Source organism: Candidatus Chryseobacterium colombiense (assembly GCA_029203185.1).
In the GTDB taxonomy this organism is placed as follows: domain Bacteria; phylum Bacteroidota; class Bacteroidia; order Flavobacteriales; family Weeksellaceae; genus Chryseobacterium; species Chryseobacterium colombiense.
The window spans coordinates 3,146,846-3,169,552 of sequence record CP119310.1 but is presented as its reverse complement, the minus strand read 5'-3'; the positions used below and the strand labels follow the sequence as shown (position 1 = coordinate 3,169,552).

Below are 22,707 nucleotides of genomic sequence, written 5' to 3'. Positions count from 1 at the left end.
TTTCTAAAAACGCTAAAAAGTTGATATTATGGATAAAATAACGATACAGAGAATTGAAAAACTTCATCCCTTCGTAAGAGAGGAAGTGAAACAGATTATTAAAGAGTGTGATGAAGTCTTAACCGGGAGAGCCAAAGTAAGAATTACACAAGGCTTAAGAAGCTTTGAAGAACAGGAAAAACTGTATGCCATCGGAAGAATTACTTCAGGAAAAAAAGTAACCAATGCCAAAGCCGGACAAAGCATACATAATTATGGACTTGCTGTTGATATCTGTCTGATCATTGACGGAAAAATAGCAAGCTGGGACACCGTAAAAGACTGGGATAATGACCAGGTTGCCGATTGGTACGAGTGTGTGAAAATTTTCGCAAAACACGGCTGGGACTGGGGCGGAAACTGGAAGACTTTTAAAGATCTTCCCCATTTTGAAAAGAAGAATATTCCAACCCAGAAAGGTCTGGTGAAAACGAGCTGGAGAACGTTGATTAAAATGCCCCGTGATAAAGAAAATTATGTGATTTTTTAGGCTGATTTTTATTTAAAATTATTTTAATACGACACGTTCTGTCGCCTTCCCGAACTATTTTTACTATATAGAAAAACAACTAAAATATCTTTTATAATAAGTTAAAACCAATAATTATTTCTCAAAAATTATTGGTTTTACTTGCCTAAAGGAATAAAGTAGTTCTGGGAAAAAACAAAAAATCATATGAAAAAGACAACCATTCTTTCTTTAGACGGTGGCGGAATCAGAGGAATTATCACTTGTATTATTCTGCGTTATATGGAAGAGCAGCTGCAGTTGCATGACCATCCTGCTGCAAAACTTGGCGATTATTTCGACCTTGTTGCGGGAAGCAGCACAGGGGGGCTGATTGCGTCTATTATTCTATGTCCCGATGAACACCGGAAGGCAAAATATTCTATCCAAAAAGGATTGGAATTATATGCCGAAAAAGGGGGAGATATATTTCAGGTATCTTTCTGGGAGCGTCTGGTGAATCCTTTCGGGTTGCTGAATGAAAAAATCTCACAGGAAGCCCTTGAAAATAATCTAAATGACTTTTTCGGAAATTTAGAGCTTAAGGAACTCATAAAACCATGCTTGATAACCAGCTATGACATCGAAAACAGAAGAGCCAAATTATTCAACTCATGGAATGCTCATTTAAGCACTGATAATTTTTATGTGAAAGATGTTTGCAGGGCCACTTCTGCTGCACCAACTTATTTTACACCGGTTCAGATCAGATCAATGTACGGACAAATCTTCAGTTTAATTGATGGTGGAATGTTTGCCAATAATCCTTCACTTTGTGCTTATGCCGAAGCCAGAAAAATTCCTTTTGCCGAAGTATTGAAAAACCATCAGAAAGCCAATCATCCAAGCGTAAATGATATGATTATTGTTTCGATCGGAACCGGAATTGAAGCGAAATCCTATTCTTTTAAAAAGCTGCAAAAAGCTGGTAAAATCGGCTGGGTAAATCCTATTATTGATATTTTAATGTCGGCAAATGCTGAAACTGTAGATTATCAGCTTTGTCAAATGTTCCAGACTTTGGGAATAAGAAACCAAAAAAATTATTACCGACTAAATCCTTCGCTAAAAAATGCTTCTCCAGCAATGGACAATGTAAAAAGATCAAATATTGAGAATCTGGTACAGGCTGGACTGCAGTATATTGATGATAACAAGGAAATACTGAATCAAATTGTCCAAAAACTGATTAAAAACAAAATATAAGCTTTTTAACTTATAAATTACTAATATAAGCTATTTTGATTATACTTATTATAGTAGCTTATATTTTCATTCTGATTTAGAAACACTTAAAAAAAAGATAATTATTTCTCATAAAATTTTTTAGACACGTCAAGTTTTGTCGCCTTCCACCCCTACTTTTGAAGTATAAATAAAAACACAAAAATTCATTACTAAAAACTAAAACATAACTTTTTGAATTCAACATTCCCTAATGATGAACAGCCAAAATTCTGTTCAAACCTTAATGAAAAACTCAAACAACAAGGCATGGAAATATCAAAATCCAATTCGCAAACCTCTTTCAATGAAAGTATTTATACAATAGAATGGAGCGATATTGAAAATATTGAGATCGATTACGACAATTATCTTAATGACCTCGAAAATTTTTTCCGGGAAGATTTTGAGAAAGATATTCTTGAAGAAGATATGTATTAATCTTGTTTTTTAGCACAGTTCAGAAACTTCCAACGATTTCTTCTATACTCACATAACACACCAATCCATTCAATAAACATTTCAAACACCCTTTGAATTCACCATTCACACCATGTTGGACAGCTAGAACTGTGCTTAAAAATCAAACTAAAAAACAGAATACCATGAAACAAAAATGTAAACAAAAGGTGAAACACTTTGCCTGAAACCACTAACAACAGGAGCTTCTTAATGGAAATAAGCTTCAATATTAACTTTTATAACCAAAAAATTACAAAATGGCAGAAAACGAAACTCCTGCAATGCCAATTGCAGAAAACACACCAACACAAACGCTTTTCAGATTTGTAAGTTTGAGAAGTCCTCAACTTTCTGATGACAAAGATCAAGACAAAAGGTTTATTTTAATTCCGGATGTTTTAAAAGCGGATAACCATTTTTATATCCCCGTTACGACAGGAACCGGAACCAAAAAAGATCTTTTAAAGAGATATGCAGCAGATTACAAAGTGACTTCTGAATGTATTAATGATGTCAATTATCTGAAAAATGACTTTGGTGATCTTTATAATTTCGCAACATGGTTAGCCAGACATAAAAGTACCTCCACTTATACAGAATTTGTTACTAAGAGAGAGGAAATATTTCCTCCTGTTTATGCGCTTCCTGAGTTCACTCAGTTATGGAATAACTTAATTTACCAGGTTGTTACACAAAAAGATTTTTACATCAAGGAAGTTATTATGCAAATGCTATTGGCTATGCATACTTTATCCGCAACTAATGAAGAAGATTTCAAATTGGCAGTAACGGCAAGAGTAGTCCTTCCAAAAGAGCTAATGGTAGATGCAAGTTCTTCTTTATCTCAAATCGCTTCAAGAGTTGCTGACAGTGCAGTAAAAGAAAGTTTTCCGACAGAGGAAATGAAACAGCAACAGGCAATTTCTGCAGCGAAAACAAAACTTAGCAGAATCGAGAGCTTGAATAAAAATCTTTCTATTGTTCAAAAACAATATCATAAAGAATATCAAGCAGAGTATAAAACTCAAAATGAAGCTCATCAGACAAGAATAGAACCTCTTATTCAGGAATATAATGAATCTGTTGAAGCAGCAAGGACTGAATATTGTGGAGTAAGATCTCCCGGAACTGAATATAATCCGGAAGATCCCTGCCAAAAACCGAAACAAATTCCGTTTCCTAAACTTCCAACTTTTGAATTTAATTTCAGAGATGAAATAGCTGCATCATCTTTAGTTAGTTCATTAAAACAGGAAAATCTTGAAGCATTACTTGATGTTTTAGGTCATAAATTTGACCGAACTGAAACAAGCATCGAACGTTCTTCGGAACAAGATATTGCCGATCTTGAAACATCATTGGAAGGCAGAAATACATTTGCAGAAATCACTTCAGCAATCAATGAAGCTGTAGAAAAGCTTAATAATATCATTCTTGAAAATACGCAAGGAAGTGAAGAAACTTACACAAGTATTGGCGGTATAATTGTTCCCGTCGCAAGAACAGTTTCTGTTCCTTTTACCTATCAGGTTTGTCCTAAATTTGTTTATAAAGCATATACTCAAGATTTGGCTTTAACTGTTCCTGATTCATCATGGGATGTGAGCTATATTTCTTATAATTTGATTCCCAAGAATTCGACGACAAGTATTGATAGTGATTACTTTGTGAAATCAAGAACGGGAAATACCATTTTCTTGAGTGATATGCATTACCCAGGAGTAGATTTTTACAGTATTCAGGATGCTACTTTGAGAGTAAAAATTGTTTTTTCTAACGGGAGAAGCACGGAAATTCTGGTGCCAGGAATTCAAGCAAGAGCATGTAGCTCAGGCGCGTTTGAACTTGAAGTTAAAGAGGGAGAACCACCAGTAGCTGTTGATGAAGAAAATAGCTTTATTCCATCAGGATTTGGATTCAAAAATATTGGGGTTGCAGATTATTTGAAAGTTGAGCAAAGTACTCATGCTTATGTAGAGGGTGAAGTTGCAAACATTGAAAACGTAATGGCGAGAGAATATCGTGAAAAGTCTACCAGAAGACTAAGAAGGAGCGAAAATACCACAACCTCATCTACAGATACAGAAAAAGAGCAACTTACTGATACAACGACTGCCAATCGTTATGAAATGCAGAGTGAGATTTCGAAAATAGCACAAGAAGCCAGAGATATGAATCTAAGTACTCATTTCGATGCTTCATGGAAAACACCTGGAGAAAACGGAAGCTTTACTACTGGAATTGCTGCAAACTATGCCACTCACAACTCAAAAGAAGAAAGCACAAGACAGGCGGTAACACAAGCTCAGGATATTACCTCCAGAGCCATGGACAGGATTGTAACTAAAATACATGAAGAAAGAATCGAAAAAATTATTGATGAATTTGAAGAGAATAATTCTCATGGATTTGATAATAGAAAAGGAGATAAACATGTAGTAGGTGTTTACCGATGGGTTGATAAATTGATGAAAAATCAAATTTATAACTATGGTAAACGAATGATGTTTGAATTTATGATTCCGGAGCCTGCTAAGCTTCATACCTTGGGAATGACAACAGATAAAAGGGCCTCTCAGACTTCATTAATTAAGCCCGAAGACCCAAGAGCAGTCGGAAATATGCAAGTTGCAAATTATGGTGATTTAACTGATGAAACAAAACTAAAATACTGGTCAAGTAAATATAATGTTGAAATAGATCAAAAACCGGACAGCAGTATTACTTTAGGTAAAGGATTATCTTTTAGTGGAGCGGATCCTAAAGCTCTATTTTTTAGTGATAAAGATAATTTAACAATTCCTGACGGTTATGCCGCAAAAAAAGCAAAAGCATGGCTTTCGGGAATGGAAAACCTTAATAATGGAAGAGGATTAACGGCAAGTGCAGGAGATGTTATTTTTGTTTCTTTTGGAGGGATGCAAAACGGAGGAAGATATGAAGGACAAGGATATACTTCTTTTACCCAGGAATTTAGAAAAAGTATCCCTATTACTGCATATTCATCCAGCTATTATACTTCATATATTAACATTTCTATTTATTGTGAACTTACCCAAGAAGCTAAAGTTGCTTGGCAGCAAAAAGCCTTTAAGGCCATCATTGATGCTTATGAAGAAGCTTTAGTAGATTACAATAACAAACTTGCAGAAGAGCAAAGCAAGGCAGTGGAAATAAAAGATTCAAATCCTAATTTCTACAGACAGATTGAAAATACTGTATTGCGTAAAAACTGTATTTCCTATATGGCAGACAGAGCAACAGATTCTACACATGGTTATGGTTTATCCGGATTGACCCAAGGAAGTACTTTTAAAGATTATGAAACAACTCTTTCTTCAAAATTAGATAAGTATACAGCTTTCGTAAAATTTATGGAACAAGCTTTTGAATGGGATAATCTTTCTTATTATCTATATCCTTATTATTGGGGAAATAAGCAAAACTGGGCAGACCTTTATCTGTCTGAAAATACAGATCCTTTATTCCGAGCTTTTCTACAAAGTGGAATGGCAAGAGTGATCGTAACGGTTCGTCCTGGATTTGAAGATGTTGTACAATTCTATTTAGCGACCGGAAAAATCTGGAATGGCGGCGAAGTCCCTGTAATCGGTGATGAACTTTACCTGTCAATTGTTGATGAAATGAAACAGCCAAAAGGAGAAAAACAAGGAAAAGCTTGGTTAACAAGACTCCCTACCACATTGAATATCCTTCAGGCAGAAAGTATCGGATTGAAAGTCGCTCATGCACTACCATTTACAACCGAAAATCCTGATGATTTTGAAGTTCCGTCTGAAGTCATTACCGAGACCAAATTCAATTTTGAAAAAAACGAGAATCTTCTGGGCATACAATCTCAAAATAGCGAGAGTGTCATTACAGGAAACTGGGTTTAACTAAAAAAAATAAAAAAACAATGTCCGATATAGGAAAAATTATAAGAGTAAACGCATTACCACCTCCCGACAAAAGAGAAAACAATGTTATTTACCAAGTAGCTGCACCAGGTGCAGCTACTTATAAAGACTATGCTATTGATGCTAATGGTGATCTAAAAACACCATCTTACATTCCATTAACAGGAACAGAAGAAGGCAAACCTTTAACCAAAAATATAGAAGTAGATCCAAGTGAAGACGGAAGTGTTGGATTTGTTTCAAATACTCCTGATACCTCTGAAGCTGTTTTAGCGATTCAAGAAGATGATAGTATACTTGCCAAATCACATAACAGCTCAGAAAATAGCTCTTCTTCTATCCATATACATTATGATAATGGTATAGAAATATCAGCAACAATATCAGATGAACAATTTTCTGCCATTCTTGATACATCCGGTCTAAAAGGAGACCATTACATCCCTCCAACAAGTGATGAGCATTATGTACAAAAAAAATTTGTAGCGGATAATTTCACTTCACAACCTGCTCTAAATAGTACTTTAACAAACTATTATACTAAATCAGAGACATATAATAAAGCTGAAGTAGATGCTAAACTTTCTGCGGTATATAGACCTAAAGGTTCTGTAGCTAATTTTGCTTCATTACCAACTACTGGAAATACAGAAGGCGACGTATGGAATATATTAGATACAGGAGCTAATTATGTCTGGGTACTTAATCTAAATAATACAGGAACTCCTGGATGGGATAAGTTATCAGAAACTGTTGATCTTACGAATTATGTTACTATAAATACTGAACAAACTGTTGAAGCTAGAAAAACATTTAATGGGGCTACTAATAATACTTATACAGGAGCAGCCATTATGGTTAATGGTAATCAAACAATAGGTGCTTATCCAACAATAGCATTTCATCAACCTGGAAGCCATGCAGGAACGATAAGTTTGAGAGATCCAAATCAATTTTCTTTTAGAAATATTAGTGATTCAGACTATATTTACTTGACTGCAAAAGGATTTAATAAAGATGGTTCATCAGATTCGTATGTACTAACAGGAGGAGGAGGGCATAAACTTATATCAGATTTTGTTGATAAGACAACTGGACAAGATATTACCGGATTCAAAAACTTTATTACTTCGGGTGGGAATAATTATGGTAATAACACATTAAGAATCGTTAGTATTGATGGTTCAAATCCTGCGGTAACATTTAATAAATCTGGTGTAGTAGCAGGACAACTTAAATTTAAAGAGGATGGTTATCATTTTCTTGATCCTAATTCAGGGTATAGACAAATTAAAGCTGCTGCTTTCATTAAAGATGGTTATGATGATAATTGGATTTTGCTAGGTGGTGGAGGAAGTAAATTAATATCTGATTTTGCTCTGTCATCACAATTAGGAAATTATGTGAATAAGTCAGGTGATACTATGACTGGAGCATTAACAGCTCCATTTTTCAAATCTCCTTATTTTGGATATGCAGGTCTTGCTGGAGATCAAATTATGTCAGCATCAACTGATACAATTTATGCAGGTAATACATCACTGCCAACTTTTAGAATAGAATCTACAAATGATATAATTCATTGGAAAAATGGAGTTGGTCCTGGTACAATTTGGACTACACATAATTTTAATCCAACAAATTATGTAACAATAAATACGCCTCAAGCTATTATAGCGGATAAATATTTTTCACAAACTGCCAAACTTACTATATATGGTAATGAGTCGTCTAATCAAAATAACACTCAATCATTTAATACAACATCTGGCAATGGTAATATAGTATCTGGATGGGTAAATACTTTTTACAATAGTTGTTGGAAATATGGTACTGTTAGAGGAGGAGATAGTTCATCCTCTGATGTTAAGTTTGGTTTTGATTTTTCCACGGATGGAGGTATTACTTACAATAGAATGTTTGACATTGACGGAAATACTGGTTTAGTTAGAGCTAATAGTATTTCTGCAAAAGGTGGAACTGATAAACTTATCTACGACAATATAGAAAACTATGGTTCACCAATTAAAATAAATGCAAATGCTAGTTTGGGTATACAGCTGCAAGCTAATGGATCAACTATTTTTGAAGTTAGACCTACACATGTAGAATCTAATAAAAATCTTTACATTACAAATGATTATGTAATTTATACCACCACAAGTAATTCTAATTACTGGTCTATTGCCTATACCGATGGTTTAGTTAATAGAAGTAATGGATTTCAGTCCAATATAGACGCTAACAATTTAGGAAGTCAAAAAAGTGAAATTATTTCATTAGAACTAGGCAACGGAACAGGTAATACTAATTTCCCTAATAACAGTGGATATGGTAATTTTTTAAAGATGTCAAGCAGGGCATTTACTTCTGAGTTTTTTCATGAAACTAATGGTTCTTTATCTCATAGAAACTGGTATTTTTCTGGGGGTGGTAATCCAACAGACATACCATTCAGACAACTTTGGGATAATGTGAATTTACCAAATCCTGCAAGCCAATCAGATTTAGGGTCTTATCAGACTTTAAGCACAGATCAGAATATATCTGCATCAAAATCTTATTATTCGACAACGCCATTTACATTTAAAAATATAAATTATAAATCATGGGTATTTCATAAACCATCATCAAATAATTTAATTTTTGCGCCTTCTTTAAGTAATAATGCTGATGATTTTGATTGGGCTAATCAAATTGAATTTACTGATTCAGGCAATATAATTACTAAAGCATTTACAGCATCAAGTGCAGTTTGGAGTAATACCTTTAATTCAGGAATATTAGCAGGTAATACATTTATAGCGACAAACTCCACAGAAATATATTTTGGAAATAACGCTTTAAATTCTGTTTATTATCAAACGCATACATCACATTATTTTATGGTAAATGGTGTTAATGTAGGATCATTTAGTTCAAGTGGATTAGGCGTTAATGGTGCATTATCAGTAAATGGGAATAACGTTTGGCATGGAGGTAATTTCAATCCAGCAGATTATGTTCCAATATCAGGAAATGTAGACATTTTTAGTACTAAAAGATTTACTGGTATTTCAACCGAATGGATATTAGATGCTGATGCTACAACAAATGCTAGAGGATTCTTGCAATCAATGGGATCAGGATTCTTTACGGGAACGGTGAATGATAAAGATTATGGAATTTACAGAAATGGCGTTCAAAAAATGCTAATTCAAGATTCTACAATTGCGTTTAACTCAAATGTTATTTTAGGAACTAATAATCTAAGTACTACTGGAGTTATTTCAGCATTTGAATTTAATGGGAATATATTTTCATCTAATGGAATAACGGGAAATCAGGTTTTTAATGCTAATAATGTAAATGTATTGGTTTTTGGAAATGATGATATTCCAAATGTTTATTATACAACATTAGGAAATCATACTTTTATTAATAATGGCATAACTAGAGTTGTTATCACTAATTCAGGATTATCTGTTTCGGGTGCTTTGGCTGTGAATGGTAGTAATGCGATAACAGAAGCTCAAAGAGGTATAGCAAATGGCTTTGCTCCCTTAGGTTCAGATGCCAAAATATCCTCAGCATATTTACCAAGCTATGTAGACGATGTATTGGAATTTGCAAATCTTGCATCTTTTCCAGCAACAGGCGAATCAGGAAAAATATATGTAGCAATTGATACAAATCTTACCTATCGTTGGGGAGGTTCAAGTTATATTCAGATTTCATCTGGAGCTGTTCAATCCATAAACGGACAAACAGGAGTTGTTAACTTAAGTAAATCAGATCTTGGATTATCAAATGTAGATAATACTTCAGATGGCACGAAAAACGTTTTAGCTTCCACAAAATGGACAACACCTAGAACATTATCTTACATAGGCGATGTAACCGGATCAGCTTCTGTTGACGGATCAGGAAATGTTGGTATTGCTATGACCTTAGCGAATTCGGGAGTTTCTGCGGGAACTTACAATAATGTAAATGTTGATGCGAAAGGTAGAGTTTTATCTGGCAATAACGTGAATTATGCTACAGAATCTTATGTAACAGATCTTCTACAGCAAAACTATTTCAATCAGGCTGCATCAGATGAAAGATTTGTGAATACTGAAGGGGATGAAACAATTAATGGCAATAAAACATTTAGTTCTAGTCCATCTATTCCTGCTGCAACAAGTGGAGATCATGCCGTAAACCTAGAACAGTTAGCCGCCAATTTAGCACATGTTGTTAATGACAACGATGACTTTAAATTCTTAGAAGTATATAAACTAATAGATAGCAATCCTATTGATCTGGATGACACAAGTATTAAAAAATACAATATCATTTTCGATGGTAGTTCAAACGGATCTGTCAATATCACTCATTTAAGAGATAATCAATATTATCAATTCTCAAATGTATCAGGATCTGGTGCTGATTTAAGAGTAGGTGTAGAAGGATATGGTATGATAGATGTCGTTTCATCTGGTAAAACAGCTGTATACATGTCTTGGGGTGGCGGAAAACTATTGAAAATATCTGAAAATGCAAATGTTTCAATTATATAAATACTGTCGCCGACTTTAGACGTCTGGTAAATATCCTTTTATTCAAAGTCTCCTAATTCAGCTCTTCCAAATATAATAATGAGTGCATCATAGGAAACTTTGTCTTCAATCAAATTATTAACTAAAAAAAACAAACAACAATGTCCAATATTGGAAAAATTATAAGAGTAAATGCATTACCCCCGGAAGGAGAAAGAGAAGTAGATGTGATTTATCAGGTAGCAGCACCAGGCTCCACGACTTATACAGATTATGCAATTGATGCCAATGGTGATTTAAAAATGCATGCCTTGGCAGAAGTCAGGAATTATAAAGTTTATGTCGCGAAATTACAAACAGATTCTTCTTATAATTTAATTACTACCGTCCTTGAGAACAATTTAGGTAGTATTACCTGGAGTAAAACAGCTACAGGAGCATATAAAGGTCTTTTAACGGGAGGACACTTCGTAAGTGATAAAACAGTTGTTTCAATTAATGTGTCTTTTGAACCTTATACCATGTTCAATAGCATAGTATATAGTTTCCCATCTGATACAGAAATTAATTTTTCTTCGGGTGAAGGCTTGGAGCTAATTATCCCTTTAGGAATGATGGAAATAAGAGTATATAATTAAAAAAATACCTCATTTAATTAATCAAAATTGGCAGAGCCTAAAAACTCTGCCTTTCTATTAACATCAAAAATCACAAAATGAGCTTAGAAATAAATAACAAACCATCCTTTAAAGAGTACTCAAAAAACAATTGGGCGGCATTCGATTTAGAAAATTCAAATAAAAATGAAAAACTTACTACTCAACAAATGGCTGATCAATTTTTCGGAGGGAAACCTTTAATCAAATCTGAAGGATATGAGGTTTATACAGACGAGACAGATCCTATTAAAGAACAACAAATTGAAGAAATACTAGTTTATAAATATTATAAAGGGATTTTCGGAGACATTACTGTTAAACTTTTTGCCAGCAAAGACGGAGTTTTTTTATTAGAGAGATTCCGACAAATCCAAGAGCCTACAGATAAAACTATTATTCTATTTATGGAAATAGATGATAAGTATAATTTATACACAATAGCGAGAATGAAAGTCTCAAAAGATTTAACTGACCCTAAAAAAGTACCATTCGCTGAAGTTCTGAATTTTGTACGAGATCATAATATCACAATTTCTCCAAAAGAAATGAGAAGTCTCTTGGAAAAAAAAGTTCTAGCCAATAAAAAAAGCTTTTTAAACTGGTTGATGAAAATTATAAAATCACCTATTTCGGATATATTCGATTTTTTCACGAATGAAATATTTGAGCAAGGAGCAAATTATTTTACAAGTATAGCAAAAGGTATAGAGAATCTTAAAATAGACGAATCCGGATGGAATCCTAAAACAGAAAAAGGAGAGTATAACCCAAAACTAATTCCTCAAAGTGTTTGGGAAACCATAAAGCCTTTTTATGAGCATAAAAATGGTACGCCAAATGAAAATGTTCTAAATAGTCAAAAAGTAGTATCTGGAATTTTTGATAATCTTTTCGAACTGGTAGAAGGTACCCGGAAAAATTTCAAATCCATGATCACTGGTATGGAATCATATTTACCAAAATCTATTTACAACGTCCTGAATGTCGAAATTAATGGATTTTTCAATAAAATAGTCAATGTAAAGAAATCTTTGAAAAGCTCTTTGCCTTCTCTTCAGGCAATTATCTATAAAAATTTTACAACTGCAAATGCTTTGGTATGTGGAATATATAACAGTTTAATAGATGTTATTGCAGGTATTTTTTCTCTTATTGGCTTCTTCTTCAAGGCAAAAGCAGAATGGGATAAAATAAAAAAAGAAGCCTCTGATGATTTTATGCTTTTTATTGAATATTTTCTTGAAATAATAGAAGGTATAATTGAAAGTATAAGAAATTTCGATATTTCAGATTTCATTGTGAATACAGTCGTTTTCGAGGTACAGGCAGCATACAAACTTTATCAATGGTTAACAAAAAGTTCCGTAGAAGTCTCCCTAGAACAGGTCTTTTATTATTTAGGGTATATTATCGGGATGATTATAGACATTGTTCTGGAAACATTCCTTACAGGCGGCGTTGCAGATGTTGTAAAACTTTTTGAAGGCGTTGCTTCTTTCATGAAAAATCCTTTACAGAATCTTAGTAAAACTGTAGCCGCGGCTGTAAAAACGGCAAGTGATACATTTTCAATGGGTATTGAATTTATCCGTTTTATTATTAAAAAGCTAAAAGAAGGTAGTAAAGCTCTATTCAAACAATTATCAAAATGGATTGATGATATTTTTAATCTTGGTGGAAAAGTGAAAAATTTTGTGAAAGAAATTTATGATGATTTTTTCAGTCCAAAAGTAAGAGAGTATTTGGAAAAAATAGGGTTACATCCTACCAAGATAGAGAATGGAATATTTAGTATGTGTCCAATATCTTAAACAAATAATATAGGAAATATGAAGAAATGCATTAAATTAGGAACTGAAATAAAGAATGGTGAAAAAGTATGCTACATTCTAAGAAACGACGTGAAAATTGCTGAAAACATTCCTGCCGAACAAATTGATAATTACTTTGTTAGAATGGAAAAAGAAGCAAAAAAAAATAAACAAACATTAGATCAATACTTAGATAACTTATTAGAAACAGTGTTTATTTTAGGACGCAAGTTCGATGAACATATTGAAGTCGGTCATATTACAATAGAAATTGTAAACAGTAAAATTCCTAAGAAGATTAAAGTTAAAGGAAAACTTAGACCTAATCCGGATTATATTATAGAAGAATATAAGTACATTTTAGGAAAAGGTCGATCACAAAGCAGTATTAAACCACCCTATCAGGCAAGAATAAAAGGATCGGGAGGCTCTCATATTATTGGTAAAATAAATAATCAATTTGTTAGAATTGTAGAAAGCGCAACTCATGTAATACCGTCCGGAGAGACTATTCGTATAGCTACTATCAAATATTGGATAGAAGAGAAAAGAATCTGGAAACTGAAAGATGACATACATACATTCTTTCCTTCTAATTGGAATTTAGAAAAAATAAGACACGTTGTAAATGAAGCAAGTGGAAATATTATTGAAAAACAAGGCAATCGAGTTGTTGGTAAAACAAAAAATGGAATAAAAATAGAAATGAGGATTGACTTAGAAACAAGAGAAGTTTTAACTGCCTATATTGTAATTAATTAAAATGAAAAAAATAGAATTTAAAAAAATTGACGATGGTTTTAGAACCGTACATCCGAACGACCCAAAATTTATTTTACTAAGTTTATTTATTGGAAAATATCGTTTTCCTAAAAATATTCAGCAAATCATAGATTTATTGGAGTCCGTTATTGATAATAATAAAACATGGGAAGAAGCAGTAGAACCGTATGCTGACGACACATTAGATATTGGATATGGAAGTGGTGAGTTAGATGTTCAAGAAAATACCGCATATTTTTTCTCTAAAAATGATGATGAATCTTTTGATATGCCTCTTCAAGAGCTAATCGATATTATGAAAGAATGGAAAAGTTTTATGAGTTAAAAGAATGGAATATAAATGGCAAATTTGCTTGTTTTTCTCTTCTTATTTTTAGATAGCTAAAAGTTAAAAATGAATACAGACGAAAATTTTATACCAAAGAGTATATGACAGTGAAAGAAGGTTATGATAATCTTTATAAAGAATGAAATATTTAAATAACATCGAAGGAATATTAAAAGGATGGGGTACAATATATAAAGGTTGTTCATTAAATGAAATTAACAATATTGAACAAAAAATTGGAAAAAAGCTACCTTTGTGTTACAAGGAATTTCTAGAAAATTTCGGATATGATATGGATAGGAAAGACGATTATTCAAGAGGTGGTTTTGTCGGTGAATCTATTTTCTTTGATGATGTTTTTGGAAATTACACTAACAAAGATGGTTTAATAGAACAATTACAAGAGGATGGTAAAATAAACTTAATCTCCCAGATTAATAATAATATTTTTGTATTTAGCAGCCATCAGGGATATATATATGCTTTTTTTAAATTAAATGAGGGAGATAACCCGCCCGTTTATGGTTATCAGGAAGGTCAGAAAAAAAACAGTTTTCCAAAACTTACAAATAGTTTATCAGAATTTTTATAACACTATTTAGAAGATGGTAAAGACCCTTTTAATAATTTAGATTAGCATTCCATATATGGAAATTATAATTTAAGCCAACAAAATAATAAGCCGAATACTATAATCTTTAAAAATTATTTTATATTATCAACTTATGCTAACACATCAAGAAATGCTAGCCATAGCAGAACGTTTTATAAAGAGAAGAGTAGACAAAGATACGGAAGCCGTAATATTACATGAAGAAACTATTAAAAAGCCTTATGGTAATATTCATTATTTTCAGTCTAAAGAATTTCTTTTAACAAGAGATTTCAATAAAGTATTGACGGGTAACCCTCCCTTTTTAGTAGAAAAAAATACAGGAAGAGTGGTTAGTTTTGGTACAAGAATGAGATTAGAAAATTATATACAAGCTTATGAAAACGGGACTATGTCTACAGCTTTAGATACTTATTGGTATCCAGACGAAGATAGATTTGATTATAAATAATACTGATATGATCTTAAAAAACAGCAGAATATTTTTCTGCTGTTTTTGTTGTCTTTGATAGTTAAAGTAAAAAATCACAAAAATTGAAAAAAAATCATGTTAACAGACCAAGAAATGCTAGCCATAGCTGAGCGTTATTTAAAAAGTAAAGGAGAACATTTTGGAGGAGCGGATATTGAAGTGATGGTAGAAACCAATAATATTATCAAAAAACCACATGGCAATATTTATTATTATGATTCTAAAGAATATATTTTAACTGGAAATTTTAATAAATCTTTGGTAGGAGCAGCTCCCTTTTCCCGATGAAGATCGTTTTAATTATAAATAAAGGAATAAAATTTTCCAACAAAAAATAAAACACGACACCTTTTGTCGCATTAAGCCTATATATTTGTCTTATAAAATTCATCCATGAAACGCTTACGTTCCATTCGACAAAATAAAACGCAGCAAAGCTGGAACATAAATATATCCGAATGAAAAAAGATTTTTACCTGACAAGATATGCTTTAATTATAAAAAGATTAGAAAGTTCTCCGGCTACCTATTCGCAACTGGAGGACTATCTACTCAACTCTTTTGAATTTCAGGATGCAGAAATCAAAAGTTACTCGATCCGTACTTTACAGAGAGATATTCGGGAAATTTCCGATCTTTTTAATCTTTCCATTCACAATAAAAAGAAAGGTGACAACCGGTATTATATTGAGAGTCGCCCGATCATGGAAGTGGATGAATACAACCAGAAACTGCTCGAGTCTTTTCAGGTAAGCAATGCGATGAACACCCATCCGGACTTTGCCGATTTCATTTTCTTTGAAAGCAGAAAGCCAACCGGGGTTGAAAATTTTTACGACTTATTTTTTGCCATCCGAAACAGAAGAATCGTTTCTTTTGAACATTATAACTACAAAAACAAACTGATGACTTCCCGAAAAGTTCATCCGTTGGCTTTAAAAGAATCTAAAGACAGATGGTATCTGATCGCTATTGACACCAAAGATAAAATGCTGAAATCTTTTGGACTGGACCGAATCAATTATCTTGATGTGAGCGAAAAACAGTTCAGGGAAAAGTATAAATATAACTTCAGGGAACATTTTAAAAATGCGTTCGGTGTGATGAATCTTTCCGAACAGAATCCTGAAAAGATCGTCCTGAAGTGCAGCAGACATCAGGGAGAATACATCAAAAGTTTTCCGCTTCACCAGTCTCAGAAAGAACTGAAGGAAACTCCTGAAGAGATTTATTTTGAATTCTTCCTCCACCCCACTTATGACTTTATGCAGGAAGTTCTTTCGTATGGAAAAGAAGTACGAGTTTTAGAACCTAAAACTTTAGTTGATGAAATTCGGAACCACCTTCAACAGTCTTTGAATAGCTACCTCAGCGAATAAAAAAGAATAAAGAATTTCGGTTATTTTTGATTACATTTACATAAATATTTCAATTTGAAACCTATATTCTTTTGTTTGTTTTGCCTTATTTCTTCTTTTTGTTTTTCGCAACAGACAGAAGAATTTAAAAATGTAAAAAACTTTTACAATCAGCATCGCGGTATGCTCAATACTGAGTTTAAAAAGAAATTCGACGCGGAAACCAATACATTGATCAAAGCATCCATAAAACAGGATTTCCTGCTGTTTATGAAAAAAATGGACAGCATTGAAAATGTTGCCATGATCGGAGCTTTATTAAAAGTTAAAAATCTGGAAGATTTAAAAAAAATCAACCATCAAGGCGATAAAGTAGAATTATCCAACACTCAATCCAAAGGAGGTTCAGCAGTAAGTAAAAATGCCGATTACCCAGGAGGAATCAATGCTTTGAGACAGGAGATTGCCCAGATTTTTTATACACCCGGAGTATATTCCGAAAGCAAAACAATCAAAGCCAATGTTGATTTTATTGTCGAAAAAGACGGAAGTATCAGCAATGTAAATGCTCAGGGAGATAATTTCACTTTCAACAGGCAAGCCGAGATTGCGCTATACTCTATTCCTGAGAAATTCTCTCCGGCAACGCTGAATGGGGAATCGGTAAGATTCAGTTTCAAGCTTCCTTTAACGATGAATATTGAATAAATGTTTACGGACGAATATTACATGAAAATGGCTTTACAGGAAGCCGGAATTGCTCTGGAAAAAGATGAGGTTCCCATTGGCTGTGTCATTGTGTCTAACAGCAGGGTCATTGCAAGAGCCCACAACCTTACCGAAACCTTAAATGATGTAACCGCCCATGCAGAAATGCAGGCCATTACTTCTGCTGCTAATTTTTTAGGTGGAAAATATTTGAAAGACTGCACGCTGTATGTGACATTAGAACCTTGCGTAATGTGTTCCGGAGCCCTTTCCTGGTCACAAATTTCTAAAGTAGTGATCGGAGCACGGGACGAACAGAGAGGATTCATCAATAAAAACCTTTCTCTTCATCCAAAAACGGAAATAGTAACTGGGGTGATGGAACATGAATGTTCTTTAATCGTAAAAGAATTTTTTAAGTCCAAAAGATAATTCCCTTATTTTCTATTAATAATATAAAGGTAATCATCAAATAAAAAAGCAGCTTTTATAAAGCTGCTTTTTTATTTATCTTTCCCTAAAAAATAAAGCCCTTTCAGGGTATGCAACCTGTCTGCAATATGAATTTTATTTGTCAAAGGTTTGTAAACATGGGAAACACCCCCCGTTGCGATTACAAAGCAGTCATCATCCACTTCATCATTAATTCGGTCTATAAACCCTTCTACCATTCCCAAGAAACCATACACCATTCCGCTTTGCATACAAGTTACAGTATCTAAGCCCAAAACAGTTTTTGGCTTTTTTAATTCAATTTCCGGAAGCTGTGCTGTTTGGCTGATTAATGAATTGAGAGAAGTAACAATTCCCGGAGCTATAATCACTCCCAATGTCTCCCCATCTTCGGCAACGCAGCTTGCAGTAAGGGCAGTTCCGAAATCCAGAATGATTTTTTTTCTGCCGGGATACAGGTTATGAGCCGCTACAAGATTAGCATAAATATCTGTTCCCATTTGCTTCGACTTTGCCTGAACCCCGGAAGGAGTAGATCTGTCTACAATGACAGGAGTAATATCGTGTATTTTCTTGATCGCAGCACTCATTACTTTGGTAAGCTGCGGAACAACGGAACCGATAATTATTTTACTGATTTCTTTAGGTTCAATTTTATACGTTTGATACAGCATCACCATTTGAACATATAACTCATCGGCAGTTCTGTAAGGTTTTGTATTGATTACCCATGAAACATCACAGTTATCATCATTAAAAAGTCCAAATCTGATATTGCTGTTCCCAACATTTATGACAATTGAATTCATTGATTTATGTTTCAACCCGGCTTACTTACTAATAGAAAAGCCACATTAATTTAAGGCTCAAAATTAATGATTTTTGATAAAAACAAGCCCCTAGAACACTCGAAATTATTTCGAAATTTTTGTTTTTTAAAACAATTAATTATATTTAAAGTCACAACCACTCAAATATATCCTACAGATATGAAAAAGCTCGTTCTGGTATTTTTTATAATGATCAATCTGACTCTTTATGCCCAAAATAAAGCTTCCATTAAAGACATTTATCCTGACTTAAAGAAAAAATCCCAAATCGATAAATCTGATAAAACGATTTATAATCTTTTAACGACTTTTTATGAAAAAAATCTCCAGGCAGACCAGGAAGAAATGACTCCCGAAGACATCCAGCAAATTGAAAGACTGGTTTCCGATCCCAATACCAAAAATCTCCATATTCTTATGCTTTTTCTAATGTATCAGCAGCATATCAGTAAAACAGCAGCCGTAGGAAAAGAACCGGATCCAGACTTCCAGATCGAGACCATGAATATTCTTGAAAATGAAACAAAGGATATTTTCGGAAAAATTCCTGTCATTATTTATATTTATAAAGCTGAAGCATTAGAAAGCGGTCATAAAAAAGAAGAATTTCAAAATACCGTTGCACAAGGCTTAAAAGAATATCCGGACTCTGTTCCGCTTAAAGTGTACAGTTACCTGAATACCAAAGATAGCACGATAAAAGATGATTTGATTAAAAATCATTCGAAGCATTGGATGGTACAGCAGTTCGGAATACAGTAAATCATTGTTTTTTAATCAAAGTGACTAAATTATTGAGCACCTATTGTTAAGTTATAAAAATTTTTAAATAATTCTTATCATACAAATTAAATTCACTACTTTAGGATAAATTTAAAGCGGGATCCGAAAAGCTTAACAAAGAGTAGGAAAAATACAGAAACAAACTATTAATCACTATGAAAAATCTTAAAAAAATTTCAAGAGAAAATCTAAAAACAGTAAAAGGAGGGTATACACAGCAATGCGTAGATAATATGTATGCTATGGGATGCCAATTAAATCCAGGACCTGATTTAACGTACACATCTATTCCAGGATGCCCAAGCTCTGTTAAAAGATATTGCCTTATATAGTAAAACTTAAACTTACAGAAAAATCACCCATTAAAATTGATGGGTGATTCTTATTTTTAACTCTTTATGTAATGCTATTCTAAACATTTTGTTCGAAATAAAAAATTCCCGGAAAAAGTTCTCCGGGAATTTTTATTATTGTAATTGTTTATTATTTCACCTCAACAAAATTGTCCTGCAAATTGATATCTGCCATTCTTTGGCTAAAATCAATTCCTAATGCAGACAATTGAGATTTTGTATAAGGAACCGTAATTGAATACTCTTTCTGTGTCCAAGGCCAATAAGGCATTGTTTTAAAATCTCCGTAAATATCCTTTTCTTTCCAGGTATGGGTCATATTCATCGGAATCTGATAAGTCACAATCTTCTTATCTGCTGTTATAATGCTAAAATCAATCGGCATCGGAACTTGTCCGTTATTTACCAATGTAACTGTTGTGGATTTTGCATCATACTTTACATCCTTAATTCCATAATCAATGGTTTTTGTTGTATTGATCCAGTAATTCTGAAACCATTTCAGATCCATCCCCGAAACTTTCTGAGCAATGTGCAGAAAATCCCTGTCAGAAGGATGTTTCATTGCCCATTGATCATAATATTGCTTTAAAGTTTCTGCTAGATTCCGCTCTCCCATGATGTAACCTAACTCAACTAAATACAATTCTCCTTTCACATAAGAAGCATATGTATAAGAAGTTCCGTTATCATGATGATCTCCTAACCAAACTGCAGGCTCTTCAATTCCTTTTTTAATAAAATTTCTGTAAGCATCCAAAGAGTGTGCAAACGGATTCGGAAGATCTTCCGGAAATAACTGATACACTACATAGTTTTCCGCATAGCTTGTAAACCCTTCATCCATCCACGGACGCATTGATTCGTTTGTTGCCAACATTTGCTGATACCATGAATGGGCGCCTTCGTGAGCCATTAATCCCATCAATCCTTTAATATCTTTTGCTTCTCCTAAAATCATCGTACACATTCCGTATTCCATTCCGCCGTCTCCACCCTGAATGAAAGCGTAAGTCGGATAAACATATTTTCCGAAGTGGGAATTCATCAACTGATAATATTTTGTAATATAAGGTTGAGCCTGCTCCCAGACTTTAGTTTTGTCATTATTTTGATACACCAGGAAAACCTTTGGACCTTCTGGAACATCAAAACTTTTTACAATATAATCTCTGTCGGCCGCCCAAGCAAAATCTAAAATATTTTTAGCCGTCCATTTCCAGGTAGCTTTATTTTTATCGGCTTTTATTTTTGCATTCGTATCATAGCCTTTTACTTCTGTTGGATTTTCAAGAATTCCTCCTGCTCCGATAACATAGTCTTTATTGATTTTAATCGTCACATCAAAATCTGAAAATGGCGCGTGAAATTCCCTTCCGATATAATCGAATGTTGCCCAGCCGTCGTAATCATATTCTGCAATTTTCGGATACCATTGCGTCATCGTCATATCAACACCTTCCTTATTATTTCTTCCGCTTCTTCTGATCTGTTGAGGAATAACCGCATCCCAATCCATCGTGAATGTTGTGGTTGAATTAGGCTTAATCGGTTCCGCCAGATATACTTTCATGATCGTTTCCTGAACTTCAAACTTCAGTGTTTTTCCGTTTTGTTTTATCCAGTGAATGTTTTGCGCTCCTTCCTGATCTTTCGGAATAGAAGCCAGTCTTGAAATCCCATCTTTCTGCAATCTCGAATCCCCGTTTTTTCCTTGTCCGGCAACTCTCTGATCCATCATGGAATTGGGTTTAAAAGCATTCCAGTACAAATGAAAATAAACAACATTGAGCTCGTCCGGAGAATTGTTGGTGTATTCTAAAGTCTGATTTCCCTGATACGTAAATTTTTCAGCGTTCACATCAATATCCATCTTGTACTTCGCACTCTGCTGATAATAAGCCCCCTGTTGAGCATGAAATTGTGAAATTATAAACGCAAATAGGATTGCAACCGATTTTTTCATTTAAAATTTTTTAGTTTTCTAAAGATAAGTAATTTAAATAAAAGCCTCAAATCTGGCGTTATGATGAGGTTTATTGTGGTTTTAGATGTATTTTTACGAGAGTTGTTAAATCTCTATTCTTTTTCAAATTCTTTCCCTACTAAACTTAATTTCCCGAACAATTTATTTGAAAAAATCAAATCCTTTGGGCATTTTAAATTGTGAGAAACCATAAAAAGGGAATAAAATGATGAAGGGAGAAGATACTTTCTGCATGGTTTAAAAATACTTAATTCGTCAAAAGCCTTTTAATCAAAATAATCTGTCCCAGATGATAATAGGCATGTTCAATCATCCCGTCAATATTTCTTAAATATGTTCCGTATTTTTCATCAACAAAAACTTCATTCATTTTAGAATCAGGCATTTGTTCTAATAACGCAGCAAACTTTTCAGAATCCATCCAAAGTTTGTTTAAAAGCTCTTCCCATTCTTCCTGAGATTGAATCGAAGGGAGGTCAAAACTATATTTATCCCTGATTTCCAGATCACCGCCTTCAAAAACATTCACAAGACCTGCAATATAATAATTGATATGAAAAGTAAGCATGGCAATCGTATTCAAAGAACCAATTTTTGTTGTTGCCTGTTCCCAAGTTACATCCGAAAGCTGATCTTTAAAATTCGTATTGGCAATCCACAAACCATCCAATAATACTTCCCGAAATCTTTTTGCTAATTGTGATGTTGAGCTCACTTGTTTTTTATTTTTTTAAAGATAATTATTTTTCATTCAAATTTATTTCTCCCACAGATTACACAGATGATTGCACATATTTTTTTTAATTTAAACATGAACATCTGTGCAAATCTGTGTAATCCGTGGGAAACAAAAAAATCCTTCAAAGTTTAAAACCTTGAAGGATCATATTCTA

At 33.5% G+C, this 22,707-nt stretch carries 19 protein-coding genes; 16 read left to right on the top strand and 3 right to left on the bottom strand.

Features of this window, described 5'->3' with window-relative positions; all coding sequences use genetic code 11:
* Nucleotides 1-28 precede the first annotated feature (28 nt).
* The 15 genes from P0Y62_14315 to P0Y62_14245 all read left to right on the top strand — a co-directional run bounded on the left by P0Y62_14315 (nt 29) and on the right by P0Y62_14245 (nt 17,840).
* The gene (locus P0Y62_14315; GenBank protein WEK69015.1) at nt 29-529 is read left to right on the top strand and encodes a M15 family metallopeptidase; all 501 of its coding nucleotides are present in this window, start codon (nt 29-31) and stop codon (nt 527-529) included.
* Between the two features lie 186 nt (nt 530-715).
* Nucleotides 716-1,753: a patatin-like phospholipase family protein gene (locus tag P0Y62_14310; GenBank protein ID WEK69014.1), complete on the top strand. Its 1,038-nt coding sequence runs from the start codon at nt 716-718 to the stop codon at nt 1,751-1,753.
* A gap of 213 nt (nt 1,754-1,966) precedes the next feature.
* Complete coding sequence (locus P0Y62_14305) at nt 1,967-2,212, top strand: hypothetical protein (GenBank protein WEK69013.1); 246 nt, start codon at nt 1,967-1,969, stop codon at nt 2,210-2,212.
* A gap of 278 nt (nt 2,213-2,490) precedes the next feature.
* Entirely contained in the window at nt 2,491-6,132 is a 3,642-nt protein-coding gene (locus P0Y62_14300) for a hypothetical protein (protein ID WEK69012.1), read from the top strand.
* Between the two features lie 20 nt (nt 6,133-6,152).
* Nucleotides 6,153-10,697, top strand: a complete 4,545-nt coding sequence (locus P0Y62_14295) for a hypothetical protein (GenBank protein ID WEK69011.1) — start codon at nt 6,153-6,155, stop codon at nt 10,695-10,697.
* A 140-nt stretch (nt 10,698-10,837) separates the two neighbouring features.
* On the top strand, nt 10,838-11,314 hold the full coding sequence (locus P0Y62_14290; protein WEK69010.1) for a hypothetical protein: 477 nt from the start codon (nt 10,838-10,840) through the stop codon (nt 11,312-11,314).
* Between the two features lie 77 nt (nt 11,315-11,391).
* Complete coding sequence (locus tag P0Y62_14285; GenBank protein ID WEK69009.1) at nt 11,392-13,146, top strand: hypothetical protein; 1,755 nt, start codon at nt 11,392-11,394, stop codon at nt 13,144-13,146.
* A gap of 18 nt (nt 13,147-13,164) precedes the next feature.
* On the top strand, nt 13,165-13,908 hold the full coding sequence (locus P0Y62_14280; GenBank protein WEK69008.1) for an EndoU domain-containing protein: 744 nt from the start codon (nt 13,165-13,167) through the stop codon (nt 13,906-13,908).
* Nucleotide 13,909: 1 nt separating this feature from the next.
* Nucleotides 13,910-14,254 (top strand): hypothetical protein, encoded by a 345-nt coding sequence (locus P0Y62_14275; GenBank protein ID WEK69007.1) that lies wholly within the window; start codon nt 13,910-13,912, stop codon nt 14,252-14,254.
* 142 nt (nt 14,255-14,396) lie between these two features.
* Nucleotides 14,397-14,849, top strand: coding sequence for an SMI1/KNR4 family protein (locus P0Y62_14270; GenBank protein WEK69006.1), 453 nt, complete (start codon nt 14,397-14,399; stop codon nt 14,847-14,849).
* 151 nt (nt 14,850-15,000) lie between these two features.
* On the top strand, nt 15,001-15,321 hold the full coding sequence (locus P0Y62_14265; GenBank protein ID WEK69005.1) for a hypothetical protein: 321 nt from the start codon (nt 15,001-15,003) through the stop codon (nt 15,319-15,321).
* A gap of 96 nt (nt 15,322-15,417) precedes the next feature.
* Nucleotides 15,418-15,630 (top strand): hypothetical protein, encoded by a 213-nt coding sequence (locus P0Y62_14260; GenBank protein ID WEK69004.1) that lies wholly within the window; start codon nt 15,418-15,420, stop codon nt 15,628-15,630.
* Between the two features lie 170 nt (nt 15,631-15,800).
* Complete coding sequence (locus tag P0Y62_14255) at nt 15,801-16,721, top strand: WYL domain-containing protein (GenBank protein ID WEK69003.1); 921 nt, start codon at nt 15,801-15,803, stop codon at nt 16,719-16,721.
* Between the two features lie 162 nt (nt 16,722-16,883).
* On the top strand, nt 16,884-17,408 hold the full coding sequence (locus P0Y62_14250) for a hypothetical protein (GenBank protein WEK69002.1): 525 nt from the start codon (nt 16,884-16,886) through the stop codon (nt 17,406-17,408).
* A complete protein-coding gene (locus tag P0Y62_14245; GenBank protein ID WEK69001.1) occupies nt 17,409-17,840 on the top strand; it encodes a nucleoside deaminase in 432 nt (143 codons plus the stop codon).
* Between the two features lie 71 nt (nt 17,841-17,911).
* On the opposite strand, the gene P0Y62_14240 is transcribed toward P0Y62_14245, so the two are convergent.
* Nucleotides 17,912-18,670: a type III pantothenate kinase gene (locus P0Y62_14240; protein ID WEK69000.1), complete on the bottom strand. Its 759-nt coding sequence runs from the start codon at nt 18,668-18,670 to the stop codon at nt 17,912-17,914.
* Between the two features lie 180 nt (nt 18,671-18,850).
* Between P0Y62_14240 and P0Y62_14235 the strand changes: the two genes are divergently transcribed.
* On the top strand, nt 18,851-19,453 hold the full coding sequence (locus tag P0Y62_14235; GenBank protein WEK68999.1) for a hypothetical protein: 603 nt from the start codon (nt 18,851-18,853) through the stop codon (nt 19,451-19,453).
* 504 nt (nt 19,454-19,957) lie between these two features.
* Here the strand turns inward: P0Y62_14235 and P0Y62_14230 are convergent.
* Both P0Y62_14230 and P0Y62_14225 read right to left on the bottom strand, forming a co-directional pair.
* Nucleotides 19,958-21,793, bottom strand: a complete 1,836-nt coding sequence (locus tag P0Y62_14230) for a M1 family metallopeptidase (GenBank protein ID WEK68998.1) — start codon at nt 21,791-21,793, stop codon at nt 19,958-19,960.
* A gap of 268 nt (nt 21,794-22,061) precedes the next feature.
* Nucleotides 22,062-22,529, bottom strand: coding sequence for a DUF1572 family protein (locus tag P0Y62_14225; GenBank protein WEK68997.1), 468 nt, complete (start codon nt 22,527-22,529; stop codon nt 22,062-22,064).
* Nucleotides 22,530-22,707 lie beyond the last annotated feature (178 nt).